This window comes from Streptomyces sp. NPDC048461 (assembly GCF_055587105.1).
The window spans coordinates 245480-261059 of record NZ_JBVJGW010000007.1 but is presented as its reverse complement, the minus strand read 5'-3'; the positions used below and the strand labels follow the sequence as shown (position 1 = coordinate 261059).

The following is a 15580-nucleotide window of genomic DNA, read 5'->3' as shown; positions in this document are numbered from 1 at the left end:
AACGTACGGTCGTCCGTGGCACGGGCACAGCCCGTCAGTACTCTGGTTCATGCCCTTGGTAGGGAGGGGAGAGTTCCCGGAGAGACGTGCGAGGGCGCTCGTAGACATGCGAAAGCCTTTGTGACCTGCGGAAACGGCCCGCTACCGAGTAGAACCCAGGGTGTTGGTTCCACTCCAGACCCCGCGCCTCAAACGCCGGCGAGGCTGGATCGGTGCTCCGCCCCGGGCGCGCGCCTCACACGCAGGCGAGGCCGGATCTGCCCGCCTGGCGTTTGAGGCGCGGCGCGGAGCGCCGTAGGGGTCCGGGGCGCAGCCCCGCGGGGCCGGGTCAGTCGGACCGGGGCTTCGCGGACGGTGCCGCAGGCGGGGAGGGCTTCGCCGCAGGCGGCTTCGGCTTCGGCTTCGGCTTGGAAGGCTTCGCCTTCGGCGGGTTCGGCTTCGGCAGCTCCGGAGCCACCCACGGCTTCGTCGGGAGCAGGTTCTCCGGCCCCCCGGCCGCCGGCTCCGCGATCGCCGCCAGCGCCTCCTTCGCCGCCGGGGCCCGCAGCGGCGAGAACCGCGGGTTCGTCCGCATCGCCTCCTGCAAGTGCCGCCGCGTCGCCGCCTCGTCGCCCAGGCCGCGCTCGATCATCGCCCGGTGGTACGCGAAGTCCGCGCTCCGCACCCCCGGCTCCGCGGCCTTCTTCGCGTACTCCAGCGCCGCCACGTCGTCGCCCGACTTGTGCAGGGCCCAGCCCAGCGCGTCCGCGACCTGCACGCTCTTGTGCCGCGACCACTCCTGCGACAGCCGCCGCACCGCCGCCGCCGGATCGCCGTGGTCCGCCTCGTACAGGCCCAGCACCACGTCGTCGTCGACCCCGTTCGAGCCGTCCCGGGCCGCCAGCGCGCCCAGCAGGTCGTACGGGACCCGCGCCTCCTGCTCCCGGCCCAGCGCGTCCAGCAGCTCGCCCAGCTCCAGCGCCAGCTGCGGAACCGGTGTCCGCCCCAGCGCCATCCGGTAGTCCCGCACCGCCTCCCCGCCGCGCCCCAGCCCGGCCAGCGCCCGCGCCCGCCCGCCGAGGGCCTGCGCCTGCGCCGGATCCGTCCGCAGCGCGGCCTCGTACTGCCGCAGGGCCTCCGCCGTCTCCCCCCGCTCCCAGGACAGCTCCCCGAGCCGGAACAGGGCGTAGGCCTTCTCCGCCGGAGCCTTGGCGGCGCCCGCCGCGTGCTCCATCGCCATCACCGCGTCCTCGCGCCAGCCGCGGTCCCGGTAGACCTGCGAGGCCTTCGTGTACGCCACCAGGCCCGTCCGCAGCTCCAGCAGCCGGTCCGCCGCCGCCTGCGCCGCCTTGTAGTCCCCGAGACCCGAGTACGCGTCCACCAGTACCGGATACGCCGTCCAGCGCCGGGGCGCCTGCGCCCGGACCAGCTCGCCCCACTTCTTCCCGGTGCCGAAGTCCCGGCGGGCGTTGGCCAGCGTGCCCATGCCCGTCATCGCGTCGAAGTTGCCCTTCTCCGCCGGGCGGGCCTCCAGCGACCGCTTCAGCGCCCGCTCCGCCTTCGGGTACCAGCCCGTGTCCGCGGTGCGCCGCGCCTGCTCCAGATAGGCCGCGCCCAGCACCGACCACGACGCGTCGTCGTCCGGGTGCGCCGCGACCCACTTCTCCCGGTCCGCGACCAGCGCCGTCAGGTCCACCGCCGCCGCCGGCGCGCCCATGCCGACCGCCGAGGCGGCCCGCTCGCTCGGCCCCGGCGGACGGGCGTCGTCCCCGGTGCGGGCCGGCCGGATCAGCAGGGCCCCGGCGATCAGGACCACGGCGACCGCGGCCGCCACGAGCGTCTTGCGGCCCGTGAACGTCACGGGCGGCGCCGGCTGCGATTCCTCGTCGATACGGTCCATGGGGTCACTGTGCGTCAATATGAAGAGTTCGCCGGAGTGTCCGAAGAGGGGCGCGGGCGTGTTCACACCGATGGCCCCGGCTGCCACGCTGGTCCCATGGATGAAGACCTCTCCGCACAGCTCACCGAGCGCCTGCTGGCAGGGCTCCCGGCCGAGGCGCTCCTCACCGACCCGCAGGTGACGGTCTCCTACGCCTCCGACATGGCCGGCTTCTGCGCCGCCGGAACCCCGGCCGCCGTCGTCCTGCCCCGCACCGTCGAACAGGTGCAGCACGTCATGCGCACCGCCACCGCGCTCCGGGTCCCCGTGGTCCCGCAGGGCGCCCGTACCGGCCTGTCGGGAGCCGCCAACGCCTCCGACGGCTGCATCGTGCTCTCCCTCGTGAAGATGGACCGGATCCTGGAGGTCTCCACCGTCGACCGGATCGCCGTCGTCGAACCGGGCGTCGTCAACGCCGTCCTGTCGCGGGCCGTCGCCGCACGGGGCCTGTACTACCCGCCGGACCCCTCCAGCTGGGAGCAGTGCACCATCGGCGGCAACATCGGCACCGCCTCCGGCGGCCTGTGCTGCGTCAAGTACGGGGTCACCGCCGAGTACGTGCTCGGCCTCGACGTGGTCCTGGCCGACGGGCGGCTGCTGCGCACGGGCCGGCGCACCGCCAAAGGCGTCGCCGGATACGACCTCACCCGGCTCTTCGTCGGCTCCGAGGGCAGCCTCGGCATCGTCGTCCAGGCCGTCCTGGCGCTGCGCCCCGCGCCGCCGCGCCAGCTCGCGCTGGCCGCAGAGTTCCCCTCCGCCGCGGCGGCCTGCGCGGCCGTGTGCGCCGTCATGGAGGCCGGCCTCACCCCCTCGCTGCTGGAACTGATGGACGGCACGACCGTCCGCGCCGTCAACGCCCTCGGGAAGATGGGCCTGCCCGAGACCACCGAGGCGCTGCTGCTCGCCGCCTTCGACACCCCCCACGCCCCCGCGGAACTCGCCGCCGTGGCGGAGCTGTGCACGGCCGCCGGCGCCACCGCCGTCGTGCCCGCCGAGGACGAGGCCGAGTCCGAACTGCTCCTCCAGGCGCGCCGGATGTCGCTGACCGCCCTGGACGCGCTGCGCCCGGCGACGATGATCGACGACGTGTGCGTACCGCGCTCGCGGCTTGCCGAGATGCTGGACGGCACGGCCGCCATCGCCCGCGCGTACGACCTGCTCATCGGCGTCTGCGCGCACGCCGGGGACGGCAACACCCACCCGGTGGTCTGCTTCGACCCCGCCGACCCGGACGAGGCGCGCCGGGCCCGCGAGTCCTTCGACGCGATCATGGCGCTCGGCCTGTCCCTGGGCGGCACCATCACCGGCGAACACGGGGTGGGCGTGCTGAAGAAGGAGTGGCTGGCCCGCGAACTGGGGCCGGTGGGGATGGAGATGCAGCGCGCGGTCAAGCACGCCTTCGACCCGCTGGGCCTGCTCAACCCCGGCAAGCTCTTCTGACGCGGGTGGGCCCGTCGGTCCGGACGCGGGCCCGTGCGTCCGGAGCCCGGCGTCACAGGTCGCCGTCCGCCGACTCGTCCGACGGCCACGGGTCGCGCAGCCACAGCTCGTCGGCCGGGGTGGGGGCGAGCAGTTGGGCGAGCGCGGCGTCCAGGCCGAGCCGGTCGGCCTCGGTGCCGGGCGGGACGATCCGCAGGGTGCGCTCCAGCCAGGCCGACACGGAGGCGGCGGGGGCCTCCAACAGGGCGTCGCCGTCGGGGGAGCTGAGCGCCATGCAGAGCACCGCCCTGTTCTCGATCTTCGTCGGCCAGATCCGTACGTCGCCGTGTCCGGACGGCCGGAAGACCCCTTCGACCAGCAGCTCGCGCGAGAACGTCCATTCGACGGGAGCGGCGGAGCCGGTGTGGAAGGTGATGTGGACGGCGTACGGGTCGTCCGTGAGGTAGAGCAGGCGGGCGGGGACGGCGACACTGCGCTCGGGGGACAGGACCAGCTTCAGTTCCAGCTCGCGCTCGACGACGGGGTGGTGCATGGCGGCCTCACTTCGGTGCACTGCGCGTGCGCTGGGTGCGCGCCGCGCGTCGGTGTGCGGGGCCGGATCGCGCCCCGCACCCGGAGAGAGCGTCGAGGTGCCCGGGTATGACGCGACTTCGGCCCGTGGAGCGGAGATTGGCCGGATCCTGACGGCTGACTGAAAACAGTCGTATGGGCCAGAGTTTGTCCGAACGCGTGCATTCTCCCGTTACCGGACCTGTCGGGGGGAGGTTCTTGGCTATGGTCCTTCCCTGGACAAGCCTCAAGCCACGATCGGAGTTGGGGACATGACGGCCTCCCCTGGTGACGGCGAGCACGCGGCCCGCGAGGGCTACTACCCGGATCCGTCCATCCCCGGGTTCGTCCGGTACTGGAACGGCGCCGCGTGGGTGCCGGGTACGAGCCGCCCCGCTCCGGCCGTTCCGGTGCCCGGGCCGGCTCCCATGGAGGAGACCGGGCCGGTGTTCCTGGACGACACCTCCGCGACCGAGACCCTGCCGGAACCGGAGCCGGCCGCGGCGCGGGGGCCGGAAGGGGCCTCGGAACGCGAACCGGAACGCGAACCGGAATCCGGCGGCGAACCGGTCTGGCAGGCCGACCGCCTCCACCAGGCGGGCTTCGGCGGCCCGCGCGACCACCGGGTGTCGTGGGGCAGCCCGGCGGAGCCCGCCGCCGCGTACGAGCCCGTGGCGCACGAGCAGGCCGCGCCCGAGTCCGGGGCGCACGGGTCCGGGGCGCACGAGCCGGCCGCCGCCGCGTACGAGCCGGCCGACCGGTACGCGTCCGCCGACCGGTACGAGCCCGCCTCCGCGCCCGCGCCGGCCGCCGGGCACGCGCCCGCCGGGCACCAGGCCGGCCCCGTGCGCGAGCCGGCCGGGTACGAGCCCGCCGTCCGGGCGTCCGCCGTCCGGCCGGCCGGGGTCCCGGCGGCGGGCCGCCGTCCGGAGGCCGCCGACGAGCCGGCCGGGCCCGGGGTCTCCCTGGCCCGTACGCCGGCCGCCGCCGCGGCGGCCGCCCCGGCGGCCCGGTTCCCCGCGCAGGTCTCGGCGGGCATCCTCTCGGCGCGCTCGCCGGCCGCCTCCGCCGCCACCCCGGTCACCCCGGCCGCCCCTGACGACTCCTCACCCGTACCCGCTCCCGCCGCCTCCGCGCCGGCGTGGCCCGACGCCCCGGGCGGCAGCGGGAGCGGCGCGGTCTCCGGCCTGACGTCCTCCTGGCCCGAGGCGAGCCCCCGCGCCGCGGCGTCCGCCCCGGCGGCCCCGCGTCCGGCCGAGGCCGCCCAGGCGTCCGCCCAGGCCCCGGCCCGGCCGTCGGTCGCGCAGCCCGCCGCCCCCGCCCGCGAGGAGGCCCCGCCCCGTCGCGCGAACCCGGCGGCCACCCGCCCGGCCGCCGCCCGCCCCGCGTCAACCCGCCCCGCCGCCAAACCCGTACCGCGCCCGGCCCCCGTGCGGCCCGCCGCTGCCCAGGCACTCGCCGCCCAGGCATCCGCCGCCCAGGCGCCGGCCGCCGCGGACGGGTGGCAGCCGCGGGCCGGGGGAGCCCGCCCGTCGCTGCCGCAGGCCGAGGAGGGGGCCCGTACGTCCCGCGGCACCACCCCCCGGGCCGTCTTCGAGCGGATGGCCGAGCGGGCCGCTCGCCCCGCCGGACTGGGGCGCCGGTTCGTGGCCCGCGTCCTGGACACGCTGGTGCTCGGAGCCGTCGCGGCCGCCGTCGCCCTGCCCCTGGTCCCCGCGGCCACCGCGCACCTCCAGGCCAAGGTGGACGCCGCCCGGGCCGGCGGGCGCACCACCACCGTCTGGCTGTTCGACACCACCATCGCCACCGACGCGGGCCTCGTCCTCGGCGCCGTCCTCCTCTTCGGGATCTTCTACGAGGTGCTGCCCACCGCGCGCTGGGGCCGCACCCCCGGCAAGAAGCTGCTCGGCGTACGGGTCCTGGCGGCCGGCACCCTGCGGCCGCCGGGCGTCGGCGCCGCCCTGCGCCGCTGGCTGGTGTACGCCCTCCTCGGCGTCCCCGGCAGCCTCTGGTGCCTGTTCGACCGCCCGCGCCGGCGCGGCTGGCACGACCGGGCGGCGGGGACGTACGTGTCCCGGTGAGCCACCCGGGGCGGCTCGTCCCCCGAACGGACGCCGTCCCGTTGCGGGGGGTGCGGAGCCGGGTTCGACTCGGGCCATGAGTACCGACCAGCCGCCGCAGGGCCAGCCGCCCGAGGACGACCCGTTCCTCAAGAAGCCCCAGGAACCGACGCCTCCGTCGGGCGGTTCGCCGTACGGCTCACCGCCCCCCGGCAGCGGCGGCTACCCGCCGCCCCCGCCCCCCGGAGGCTCGGGCGGCGGCGGGGGATACCCGCCCCCGCCCCCGCCGTACGGAGGCGGCGATCCCTACGGCGGAGGCGGCGGCATGCCCGATCCGCTCGCCGGGATGCCCCCGCTCGCCGACATCGGCAAGCGGCTCGCCGCCCGCGTCATCGACGTGGTCATCGTGGCGATCCCGCTGTTCCTGATCCAGCTGGCGTTCGGCACGAACCGCTACACCGTCGAGACGGACCAGGGCGAGGACATCTCCGAGGTCATCACCAAGTCCTACAGCGGCAGCGGCCTGATCATGACGCTGATCTCGATCCTGGCCTACGTCGGCTACGACTGGTTCTTCACCAAGAAGAACGGCCAGACGATCGGTAAGAAGACGATGGGTCTGCGCGTCGCGATGCTCAACGACGGCAGCGTCCCCCAGTCCGGTCCGGCGCTGAGCCGCGCCGCCGTGCTGTGGCTGCCGACGCTGATCTGCTGCTTCTGCCTGTGGCCGATCGCGCTGATCATCTCGATCCTCGTGGACAAGCCGTACAAGCAGGGCCTGCACGACAAGGTCGCCAAGACCGTGGTGGTCAGGTCCGCCTAGGACGACCGGTACGACGGCGCGGCAGCGCCACGGCGCAGCACGAAGCGGGCGGTCTCCCTCCGGGGAGGCCGCCCGCGGCGCGTCGTGCGCCGGCCGGAGGGGGTGACCCTCAGTGGTGTACGGGGTGTTCGGACGCCGCCGTCCTCTGCTCGGGTACCCGGGCGGCCGGCGCCGCACGGACCGTGTGACGGCCCCGGCGTTTCGGTACGGGCACGCTGAGTGCGACGAGCAGGCCGAGGGCGAGGGAGGCCGCGGAGACGACACCGACGCCGAGCCCCGTGCTGGTCTGCGAGAGCAGCAGCATGGCGATCGTCGACACGATGACGGTGGCGGACCCGTAGGCAAGCTGTGCGGCAGTCGGACGCGGCATGGCGATATCCGTCCTCAGGGAGGGGAGGGGGAGTCGGCTCAACAAGGTCGCGCGTCAAGTGACTCTACGACGGGAGATGCCCGTGGGGAACCGCCAGTAAGCGTGACCTAACCCACGGTGCCGGAGCACGGGGGGCGCACGGCATCATTTCTCGTGCCCCGATGTGGCCCGAACGGGGCAGGAAACTGGCCTGAATCGGACGGGTGTGCCGTCGGGAAGCACCCTTCGCCCCGTATGGCTGTGGAACGTCCGAATAGCGGAACTCATTGCCCGCATAGTGCAGTTGTAACGGACAAGTCAAGGTCTGTCTTTTCTCGCGTCTCTCCGGTCAAATGTCGTCACTTGAGACGCGCGCCGCGCGGAACCCCCCGCTCCTATGGAGAAGTTCCGACCTACGTCGCGGCCGCGGGAGGGGAACGACATCAAGTGACCAGCAACTCCGTCAGACGACGCGCGCTGCGCGCCGCTGCCGTCACCGTGACCATGGCCGCCTGCGCGACCAGCGTCACCTTCTTCAGCGTGACCGCCGCCCAGGCCGATCCCGGTCCGATCGGCGCCCCGGCTGCCGACCGGCAGGACCCGACCGCCCCGTCCAAGGTGGCCGAGCACGACCTCAAGGGCCCGTTCAGCGAGCAGCAGGCGCAGCAGCGCAAGGCCGCCCTGGACCAGGTGCTGACCGGCAAGAAGGACGTCGAGCAGCGCGGTGCCTCCAAGGTCGTCAAGCTCGACGAGAAGAAGTACGTCGAGCTCGGCCGGGAGAAGACCGACAAGATCTTCACGATCCTCGTGGAGTTCGGCGACCAGGTCGACAACACGACCATGCACGACCCGGACGGCCCGGGCCCCAAGCCCGAGGCGCCCAAGTACGGCGGCACCCCCGGTCCGCTGCACAACACGATCGCCCAGCCCGACCGGAAGCTGGACAACAGCACGGCCTGGCGCAAGGACTTCAGCCGCAGCTACTTCCAGGACCTGTACTTCGGTACCGGCAAGGGCAAGGACTCGCTGAAGACCTACTACGAGAAGACCTCCTCGGGCCGTTACTCGGTCGAGGGCGAGGTCTCCGACTGGGTGAAGGTCCCGTACAACGAGGCCCGTTACGGCTCCAACTACTGCGGCCAGACCAACTGCTCCAACGTGTGGGACACCGTCAAGGACGGCGTCCTCGCGTGGACGGAGGCCCAGAAGAAGGCCGGGAAGACCGACGCGCAGATCAAGGCGCAGCTGGCCCAGTACGACCTCTGGGACCGCTACGACTTCGACGGCGACGGCAACTTCAACGAGCCCGACGGCTACATCGACCACTTCCAGATCGTCCACGCGGGCGAGGACGAGTCGGCCGGCGGCGGCGTGCAGGGCACCACCGCGCTGTGGGCCCACCGCTGGTACGCCTACGGCACCAGCGCGGGCAAGACCGGCCCGGCGAACAACAAGGCCGGCGGTACCCAGATCGGTGACACCGGCATCTGGGTCGGCGACTACACGATGCAGCCGGAGAACGGCGGCCTCGGCGTCTTCGCGCACGAGTACGGCCACGACCTGGGCCTGCCGGACCTCTACGACACCTCCGGTGGCGGCGAGAACGGCGTCGGCTTCTGGTCCCTGATGTCGGCGGGCTCCTGGCTCGGCAAGGGCAAGGACTCCATAGGCGACCTCCCGGGCGACATGACGGCCTGGGACAAGCTCCAGCTGGGCTGGCTGAACTACGACAAGGCGAAGGCCGCGACGAAGTCCACCCACAAGCTGGGCGTCTCCGCGTACAACACCAAGGACAAGCAGGCGCTGGTCGTCGAGCTGCCCAAGAAGAAGGTCCAGACCGACGTCGTCGCTCCCGCCGAGGGTTCCTCGCAGTGGTGGAGCAACATGGGTGACGACCTCAAGAACACCCTCACCCGCTCCGTCGACCTGACGGGCAAGAAGTCCGCCGCCCTGTCCCTCAAGGGCTGGTGGGACATCGAGGCCGAGTACGACTACCTCTACACCGAGGTGTCCACCGACGGCGGCGCCAACTGGACCGCCCTCGCGGGCACGGCCGACGGCGTGGCCCTCCCGGCCGACGCGGGCGGCAGCCCCTCGCTCACCGGTGCCTCGGGTGCCTGGAAGTCGCTGAACTTCCCGCTCGACGCCTACGCGGGCAAGAAGGTCGACCTCCGCTTCCGCTACCAGACGGACGGCGGCGCGGGCGGCAAGGGCTTCACCGCCGACGCCGTCAACATCACCGCGGACGGCTCCACCGTCTTCGCCGACGGCGCCGAGAACGGCGACAACGGCTGGACCGGCAAGGGCTTCTCCCGCATCGGCGCCGGCTTCACCAAGGAGTACGCGCAGTACTACCTGGCCGAGAACCGCCGCTACGTGTCGTACGACTCCACCCTCAAGGTGGGCCCGTACAACTTCGGCTTCGGCAACACCCGTCCGGACTGGGTCGAGCACTACCCGTACCAGGACGGTCTGCTGATCTGGCAGTGGGACACCTCCCAGAAGGACAACAACACCAGCCAACACCCGGGCCAGGGTCTGATCCTTCCGATCGACGCCAACGCCAAGCCCATGAAGTGGGCCGACGGCACGCTGCTGCGGAACAAGATCCAGCCGTACGACGCGACGTTCAGCGCCTACTCGACGGACGCGTTCACGCTGCACAAGAACGGCGAAGAGCTCTTCGTCAAGCCGAAGCCCACGAACCTGGTCTTCGACGACCGCAAGGGCAAGTACTACTACGACGAGAACCCGACCGGCTCCGTGAAGGTCACTGACACCAACACGAAGATCAAGATCCTCAAGGAGGCCTACGACGGTCTCCAGATGACAGTCGAAGTCGCCCCCTCCAAGTAGTTTCTCAGCAAAACCGCAGGTCAAAGCATGATCGGCCGTCGCCCTCTAGCGGGCGGCGGCCGTTCGCGTTTAGATGCACGGGCTGAGTTTTCTTATTGACGGGGGAGCTGAAGATCATGCCCGGTGGAGGTTTCGTCAGATTGCCAGGCGGCAGCGTGGTGGTCGCGCTCACGCTGCCGAGGCCGTCGTCCGGTGACGGCGGCGACAGCGGAAGCGTCCGCGTGCTGGTGCACGCCGCGAACCGGGCCCGCGCCCTGACCAGGCTGCGGAACCTCGGAATGCGCGCGGTGTACCTGCGGGGCAACGCCCAGCCCCCGACCCCGGACGAGGTCACGGCCGTCCTGCACCACCCGGACGGCCTGCTGTGGCGCTGCGCCCCCGACGTGGCGGAGGAGCTCTGGCACCCGATCCGGGCCCTCCTGGGGCGCTAGGCGCCAGACGCTGAGGCGCCAGGCGTGCCGGACGGGCCGGAGCACGCGCTCCGGCCCGTCCGGCACGGCCGGGCCCCTCGGCCGGGGTCAGCCGCCGGCCAGCTCCACCCCGGCCGCGCGGAGCTCGTCCAGGGCGCGGGCGGTGGTGTGCGGGGCGACGGCGGCCGTCAGGTCGAGCAGGACGCGGGTGGTGAAGCCCGCGCGGGCCGCGTCGAGGGCGGTGGCCTTCACGCAGTGGTCGGTGGCGATCCCGACCACGTCCACCTCGGTCACGTTCCGGTCCCGCAGCCACCGGTCGAGCGTGACCCCGTTCTCGTCGGCCCCCTCGAACCCGCTGTACGCGGCCTCGTAGGCGCCCTTGTCGAAGACGGCGGCGACGGCCCCGGACGCCACGGCGGGCGCGAAGTTCGGGTGGAAGCCGACGCCCTCGGTCCCGGCGACGCAGTGGACGGGCCAGGACGTCTCGAAATCGGGCTGCGCCGGGGGGTGCGCGAAGTGCGCGCCGGGGTCGACGTGGTGGTCGCGGGTGGCGACGACGTGCCGGTATCCGGGCGTGGCCTGGCCTATCAGCTCGGTGACGGCGGCGGCGACGTCGGCCCCGCCGGTGACCGCGAGGCTGCCGCCTTCGCAGAAGTCGTTCTGTACGTCGACGACGATCAGTGCGCGGTGCATGGCGCGTGCCCTTCGGTTCGTGGTGGTGTGCGGGGCCGGGGCCTGCGGAGGCTCCTCCCCCACCCCGCCCCTTCCCGAAACCGGGGCCCCGACCCGGCCGGCGGGGCCCCGGTCCGGGCGCGGGGCGTACCCCGCCCGGTGCCGGGCGGGGTACGCCCGGTGAGGGGTCAGACGTACTCGGTGGGGAGCACGGCCTCGCCCCGCGAAAGCTGCGTCGCGGACAGCGGCAGGCCGGCCAGGACCGTGCGGTGCCGGTCGCGGACGGTCTCCAGCGGCTCTCGCGCGATCACCTCGCCCGCCTTGACCAGCTGCGTCAGCAGCTGGTGGTCGGCCAGCGCCGCCGGGACCGGGCCGAGGCCCACGACCTCCGCCTCGGCGATGCCCTCGGCGTCCAGGCGGCGGGCCGCCCACTTGCGGCCGCCCAGCGAGGTCTTGCCGCCCGAGGACTTCTTCGCCACCGGGGCCAGGGCCGCCTTCGGGTCCGCCGAGGTCGCCCGCGCCACCAGCTTGTAGACCATCGAGCACGTGGGGTGCCCGCTGCCCGTCACCAGCTGCGTGCCGACGCCGTACGCGTCCACCGGCGCCGCCGCCAGCGAGGCGATGGCGTACTCGTCCAGGTCCGAGGTGACCACGATCTTCGTCTCGGTCGCCCCCAGCTCGTCCAGCTGCGCCCGGACCCGGTGGGCCACCAGCAGCAGGTCGCCGGAGTCGATGCGCACGGCGCCCAGGTCGGTCCCGGCGATGTCGACGGCCGTGCGGACGGCCTCGGCGACGTCGTAGGTGTCCACCAGCAGCGTCGTGCCCCGGCCGAGCGAGGCGACCTGCGCGGTGAACGCGTCGCGCTCGCTGTCGTGGACCAGGGTGAAGGCGTGGGCGCTGGTGCCGACGGTGGGGATGCCGTACCGGAATCCGGCCGCCAGGTCCGAGGTCGAGGTGAAGCCGCCGACGTACGCGGCCCGCGCCGCGGCCACCGCCGCCAGTTCGTGCGTGCGCCGCGCGCCCATCTCGATCAGCGGGCGCCCGCCCGCCGCCGAGGACATCCGGGAGGCGGCGGCCGCGATCGCCGAGTCGTGGTTCAGGATCGAGAGGATCACCGTCTCCAGCAGCACGCACTCGGCGAAGCTGCCCTCCACCCGCAGGACGGGGGAGCCGGGGAAGTAGACCTCGCCCTCGGGGTAGCCCCAGATGTCGCCGGAGAAGCGGTAGGAGGCCAGCCAGTCGAGCGTCCGCATGTCGACGACGGCCCGCTCGCGCAGGAACTCCAGCACGGCGCCGTCGAAGCGGAAGTTCTCCACCGCGTCCAGCACCCGGCCGGTGCCCGCGACCACCCCGTAGCGGCGCCCCTCGGGCAGCCGCCGGGTGAATACCTCGAAGACCGAGCGGCGGTCGGCCGTGCCGTTGGCCAGGGCGGCCTGCAGCATCGTGAGCTCGTAATGGTCCGTGAAGAGCGCTGTCGACGGCACGTCCACCGGCAGGCCCAGGTCCGCAGGGTTCATGGCTCGGATGCTAGCGCACATTTCGTCAAAGTGACGAGATGTGCGGCCCGTTTGTGCGACGGGCCCCCGGCAGTGGCAGCATGGGACGAGTGAGTGTTGCTCCTGTAGAGATCGAACGCACCGAATCGGCCGAAGAGACCTTCGCGGTCCCGGAACCCGACGTCCCCTGGGTGACCCTGGTGCACAACGACCCGGTCAACCTCATGAGCTACGTGGCCTACGTGTTCCAGGCGTACTTCGCCTACTCCAAGGACAAGGCGCACAAGCTGATGCTGGACGTCCACCACAAGGGGCGGGCGGTCGTCTCCAGCGGCACCCGCGAGGAAATGGAGCGCGACGTGCAGGCCATGCACGGCTACGGCCTGTGGGCGACCCTGACGCAGGACCGCGGCTGATGGGGGGCACGTTCGAGACCCGCAAGGGCGGCGGCGCCGCCATCGCGCTCGACGAGATCGAGATCTCCATCCTGCGCTCGCTGGCCGTCCAGCTGCTGGAGCTGATCGGCCCCGGCGCCCCGGAGCCCGCCGAGGACGCCGACCCGCTCGCCGCGCTCTTCGCCGAGGGCCCCTCGGAGCCCCCGTCCGACCCGGCGCTGGCCCGGCTCTTCCCCGACGCGTACGGGGCCCCCGGCGGCGCCGCCGAGCAGGGCGTGGACGCGGCCGAGCTGACGGCCCGGGCGGCGGAGTTCCGCCGGTTCACCGAGAACGACCTGCGCACCCGCAAGCGCGAGGACGCGCTGGCCGTCGTCCGCAGCCTCGACGGGCTCACCCCGGCCGGCGACGGGGCGGCGGTCCTGGAGCTGGAGGGGGAGCTGCCGCTGCGCTGGCTCGGTGCGCTCAACGACCTGCGCCTGACGATCGCGGCCCGGCTGGAGATCACCGAGGACGACGAGAGCGCGGTGCTGTTCCGGCTGCCGGACGACGACCCGCGCAAGCCGATGGTGATGGCGTACCTCTGGCTCGGCGGGCTCCAGGAGACCCTCATCGAGACCCTCTGAGGCTCCGGGGGCCGCCACGGCCTCCGGGGACCCCCGGAAGATCCTCAATTCATCCTCAACGGGACGCAACGTTCGCTCAGCGGACGCTCAAATCCGGATAACGATCAGATCACCGCAACGCGGTGATCTGATGCGTTTCGGGGTCCATGTCCTGAATTTCCCGTGGTCCGTGTCACATTCTCCTGCCCGGATCCCCCGTAAGCCCGTGATAAATCTTCACGATCGCCGACGGGACGCCACCCATGTCCCCCGGCCTGCTTGAACCGGCGGACCGCCGGCGTGCAACTCCATCCGTATCCGGGGGGATCGAGGACCCGATCCGCAGCCTGTAGAGGGCGCGGGTCGGCGTGGAGAAAGGCGCACCAGACATGACCTCTGTGCAGGTCGAGCAGCACGGCAAGACGCCCGGCGAGGGCGCGCGGGGCGAGGACGGCGAGGGGTATCACCGCGCCCTCGGGGCCCGCCAGATCCAGATGATCGCGATCGGCGGCGCCATCGGCACCGGCCTGTTCCTGGGCGCGGGCAAGGCCATCTCCAAGGCCGGCCCGAGCCTGATCCTGGCCTACGCGATCGCGGGCCTGGTCATCTTCTTCATCATGCGGGCCCTGGGCGAGCTGCTCATGTACCGGCCCGTCTCCGGCTCCTTCTCGGACTACGCCCGCGAGTTCCTGGGCCCGTTCTGGGGGTACGCCACCGGCTGGACGTACTGGCTGTTCTGGGTGGTCACCGGCATCACCGAGGTCACCGCCGCCGCGAAGTACATGTCGTACTGGACCCACGACAGCTTCCCGCAATGGGCCTACGCGCTGATCTTCACGGTCATCCTCTACGGCGCCAACCTGATCTCCGTGAAGCTCTTCGGCGAGCTGGAGTTCTGGTTCTCCATGGTCAAGGTGACCGCCATCGTCGGCATGATCCTGATCTGCGCCGGCATCCTCACCATCGGCTTCTCCGACGCCGCCGCGACCGCCTCCGTCTCCAACCTGTGGAACGACGGCGGGTTCTTCCCCAAGGGCATCGGCGGCACGCTGATGACCCTGCAGATCGTGATGTTCGCCTTCCTCGCGGTCGAGCTGGTCGGCGTCACCGCCGGCGAGTCCAAGGACCCGGAGAAGACCCTCCCCAAGGCCATCAACACCGTGCCGTGGCGCATCGCCGTCTTCTACGTCGGCGCGCTCATCATGATCCTGTCGGTCGTCCCGTGGACGCACTTCCAGCCCGGCGTCTCGCCCTTCGTCGCCGCCTTCGAGCGCATGGGCCTCGGCGTCGGCGCCGCGATCGTCAACTTCGTCGTCCTGACGGCCGCCCTGTCGTCCTGCAACTCGGGCATGTACTCCACCGGCCGCATGCTGCGCGACCTCGCGCTCAACGGCCAGGGCCCGAAGGTCTTCACCCGGCTCACCAAGAGCGGCACCCCGCTCGTCGGCACCACCTTCTCCGCCGCGCTGATGCTGGTCGGCGTCTGGATCAACTACGTCGCGCCGGGCAAGGCCTTCGACTACGTCGTCTCCTTCGCCACCATCTCCGGCATGTGGGCCTGGATCATGATCCTCGTCTGCCAGATCAAGTACCGCGCCCAGTCCGACCGCGGCGAACTGCCGCAGTCGAGCTTCCGCGCCCCCGGTGCCCCGTGGACCAGCTGGTTCGCCCTGCTGTTCATCGGCATGGTCATCGTGATGATGGGCGTCGACAAGGACTCCCGGGTCTCGCTGTACTGCGCCCCGCTGTGGGGCCTGCTCCTCGGCATCTCCTACCTGGTCCTGAAGTCCCGCAACCCGCAGGGCGCCGCCTTCAACAAGGTGCCGCGCTCCCCGGAGCCCGCGCAGTCCTCGGAGTCCTCCGGGTCCTCGCAGGCCTCGTAGCCCCACCGCCGACCGTGGGTCCCGGCCGCCTGCCGCGGCCGGGAACCACGCTCCCGACACCCCGCCCCCGGGGCGGTGTGTCCATCATTCGGGCCCTCCCGTACCGCCCCTCGGTACGGGAGGGCCC

Annotated in this window: 13 protein-coding genes; 8 read left to right on the top strand and 5 right to left on the bottom strand. The window is 72.5% G+C overall.

The genetic code is table 11. The features are described from left to right. Positions 1-328: 328 nt before the first annotated feature. Positions 329-1879, bottom strand: coding sequence for a tetratricopeptide repeat protein (locus ACZ6S8_RS15385; protein ID WP_469455850.1), 1551 nt, complete (start codon positions 1877-1879; stop codon positions 329-331). Positions 1880-1975: 96 nt separating this feature from the next. Between ACZ6S8_RS15385 and ACZ6S8_RS15380 the strand changes: the two genes are divergently transcribed. Then, the gene (locus ACZ6S8_RS15380) at positions 1976-3358 is read left to right on the top strand and encodes an FAD-binding oxidoreductase (protein WP_469455848.1); all 1383 of its coding nucleotides are present in this window, start codon (positions 1976-1978) and stop codon (positions 3356-3358) included. 52 nt (positions 3359-3410) lie between these two features. Here the strand turns inward: ACZ6S8_RS15380 and ACZ6S8_RS15375 are convergent, their stop codons facing one another. Next, entirely contained in the window at positions 3411-3890 is a 480-nt protein-coding gene (locus ACZ6S8_RS15375; RefSeq protein WP_469455846.1) for an SsgA family sporulation/cell division regulator, read from the bottom strand. A gap of 289 nt (positions 3891-4179) precedes the next feature. On the opposite strand from ACZ6S8_RS15375, the gene ACZ6S8_RS15370 reads away from it, so the two are divergent. Continuing rightward, positions 4180-5988: an RDD family protein gene (locus ACZ6S8_RS15370; RefSeq protein ID WP_469455844.1), complete on the top strand. Its 1809-nt coding sequence runs from the start codon at positions 4180-4182 to the stop codon at positions 5986-5988. Positions 5989-6064: 76 nt separating this feature from the next. Next, on the top strand, positions 6065-6790 hold the full coding sequence (locus ACZ6S8_RS15365) for an RDD family protein (protein WP_469455842.1): 726 nt from the start codon (positions 6065-6067) through the stop codon (positions 6788-6790). A 109-nt stretch (positions 6791-6899) separates the two neighbouring features. Here ACZ6S8_RS15365 and ACZ6S8_RS15360 read toward each other — a convergent pair whose 3' ends face one another. Then, positions 6900-7160, bottom strand: coding sequence for a hypothetical protein (locus ACZ6S8_RS15360; RefSeq protein WP_469455840.1), 261 nt, complete (start codon positions 7158-7160; stop codon positions 6900-6902). A gap of 483 nt (positions 7161-7643) precedes the next feature. Between ACZ6S8_RS15360 and ACZ6S8_RS15355 the strand changes: the two genes are divergently transcribed. Continuing rightward, positions 7644-9995: an immune inhibitor A domain-containing protein gene (locus ACZ6S8_RS15355; protein WP_469456011.1), complete on the top strand. Its 2352-nt coding sequence runs from the start codon at positions 7644-7646 to the stop codon at positions 9993-9995. Positions 9996-10111: 116 nt separating this feature from the next. Next, positions 10112-10426 (top strand): hypothetical protein, encoded by a 315-nt coding sequence (locus tag ACZ6S8_RS15350; protein WP_351276442.1) that lies wholly within the window; start codon positions 10112-10114, stop codon positions 10424-10426. Positions 10427-10513: 87 nt separating this feature from the next. On the opposite strand, the gene ACZ6S8_RS15345 is transcribed toward ACZ6S8_RS15350, so the two are convergent. Both ACZ6S8_RS15345 and ACZ6S8_RS15340 read right to left on the bottom strand, forming a co-directional pair. Next, positions 10514-11098 carry an isochorismatase family protein gene (locus ACZ6S8_RS15345; RefSeq protein WP_469455838.1) on the bottom strand — a complete coding sequence of 195 codons (585 nt, stop codon included), beginning with the start codon at positions 11096-11098 and terminating at the stop codon, positions 10514-10516. A 167-nt stretch (positions 11099-11265) separates the two neighbouring features. Beyond that, positions 11266-12594 (bottom strand): nicotinate phosphoribosyltransferase, encoded by a 1329-nt coding sequence (locus tag ACZ6S8_RS15340; protein WP_469455836.1) that lies wholly within the window; start codon positions 12592-12594, stop codon positions 11266-11268. 80 nt (positions 12595-12674) lie between these two features. On the opposite strand from ACZ6S8_RS15340, the gene clpS reads away from it, so the two are divergent. From clpS to ACZ6S8_RS15325, 3 genes are all read left to right on the top strand, one after another. Beyond that, positions 12675-12989 carry an ATP-dependent Clp protease adapter ClpS gene (clpS, locus tag ACZ6S8_RS15335; protein ID WP_267841727.1) on the top strand — a complete coding sequence of 105 codons (315 nt, stop codon included), beginning with the start codon at positions 12675-12677 and terminating at the stop codon, positions 12987-12989. Further along, the gene (locus ACZ6S8_RS15330) at positions 12989-13591 is read left to right on the top strand and encodes a DUF2017 domain-containing protein (protein WP_469455834.1); all 603 of its coding nucleotides are present in this window, start codon (positions 12989-12991) and stop codon (positions 13589-13591) included. The genes clpS and ACZ6S8_RS15330 overlap by 1 nt, the downstream gene beginning before the upstream one ends. 368 nt (positions 13592-13959) lie before the next feature. Beyond that, positions 13960-15453, top strand: a complete 1494-nt coding sequence (locus ACZ6S8_RS15325; RefSeq protein WP_469455832.1) for an amino acid permease — start codon at positions 13960-13962, stop codon at positions 15451-15453. Positions 15454-15580: the final 127 nt, after the last annotated feature.

What these genes read in the sequence shown, in the direction of transcription:
- ACZ6S8_RS15350 (WP_351276442.1), top strand. Translation starts at nt 10,112, where the DNA reads ATGCCCGGTGGAGGTTTCGTCAGATTGCCAGGCGGCAGCGTGGTGGTC.
- ACZ6S8_RS15370 (WP_469455844.1), top strand. Translation starts at nt 4,180, where the DNA reads ATGACGGCCTCCCCTGGTGACGGCGAGCACGCGGCCCGCGAGGGCTAC.
- ACZ6S8_RS15330 (WP_469455834.1), top strand. Translation starts at nt 12,989, where the DNA reads ATGGGGGGCACGTTCGAGACCCGCAAGGGCGGCGGCGCCGCCATCGCG.
- ACZ6S8_RS15355 (WP_469456011.1), top strand. Translation starts at nt 7,644, where the DNA reads ATGGCCGCCTGCGCGACCAGCGTCACCTTCTTCAGCGTGACCGCCGCC.
- ACZ6S8_RS15365 (WP_469455842.1), top strand. Translation starts at nt 6,065, where the DNA reads ATGAGTACCGACCAGCCGCCGCAGGGCCAGCCGCCCGAGGACGACCCG.
- clpS (WP_267841727.1), top strand. Translation starts at nt 12,675, where the DNA reads ATGGGACGAGTGAGTGTTGCTCCTGTAGAGATCGAACGCACCGAATCG.
- ACZ6S8_RS15375 (WP_469455846.1), bottom strand. Translation starts at nt 3,890, where the DNA reads ATGCACCACCCCGTCGTCGAGCGCGAGCTGGAACTGAAGCTGGTCCTG.
- ACZ6S8_RS15345 (WP_469455838.1), bottom strand. Translation starts at nt 11,098, where the DNA reads ATGCACCGCGCACTGATCGTCGTCGACGTACAGAACGACTTCTGCGAA.
- ACZ6S8_RS15340 (WP_469455836.1), bottom strand. Translation starts at nt 12,594, where the DNA reads ATGAACCCTGCGGACCTGGGCCTGCCGGTGGACGTGCCGTCGACAGCG.
- ACZ6S8_RS15380 (WP_469455848.1), top strand. Translation starts at nt 1,976, where the DNA reads ATGGATGAAGACCTCTCCGCACAGCTCACCGAGCGCCTGCTGGCAGGG.
- ACZ6S8_RS15325 (WP_469455832.1), top strand. Translation starts at nt 13,960, where the DNA reads ATGACCTCTGTGCAGGTCGAGCAGCACGGCAAGACGCCCGGCGAGGGC.
- ACZ6S8_RS15360 (WP_469455840.1), bottom strand. Translation starts at nt 7,160, where the DNA reads ATGCCGCGTCCGACTGCCGCACAGCTTGCCTACGGGTCCGCCACCGTC.
- ACZ6S8_RS15385 (WP_469455850.1), bottom strand. Translation starts at nt 1,879, where the DNA reads ATGGACCGTATCGACGAGGAATCGCAGCCGGCGCCGCCCGTGACGTTC.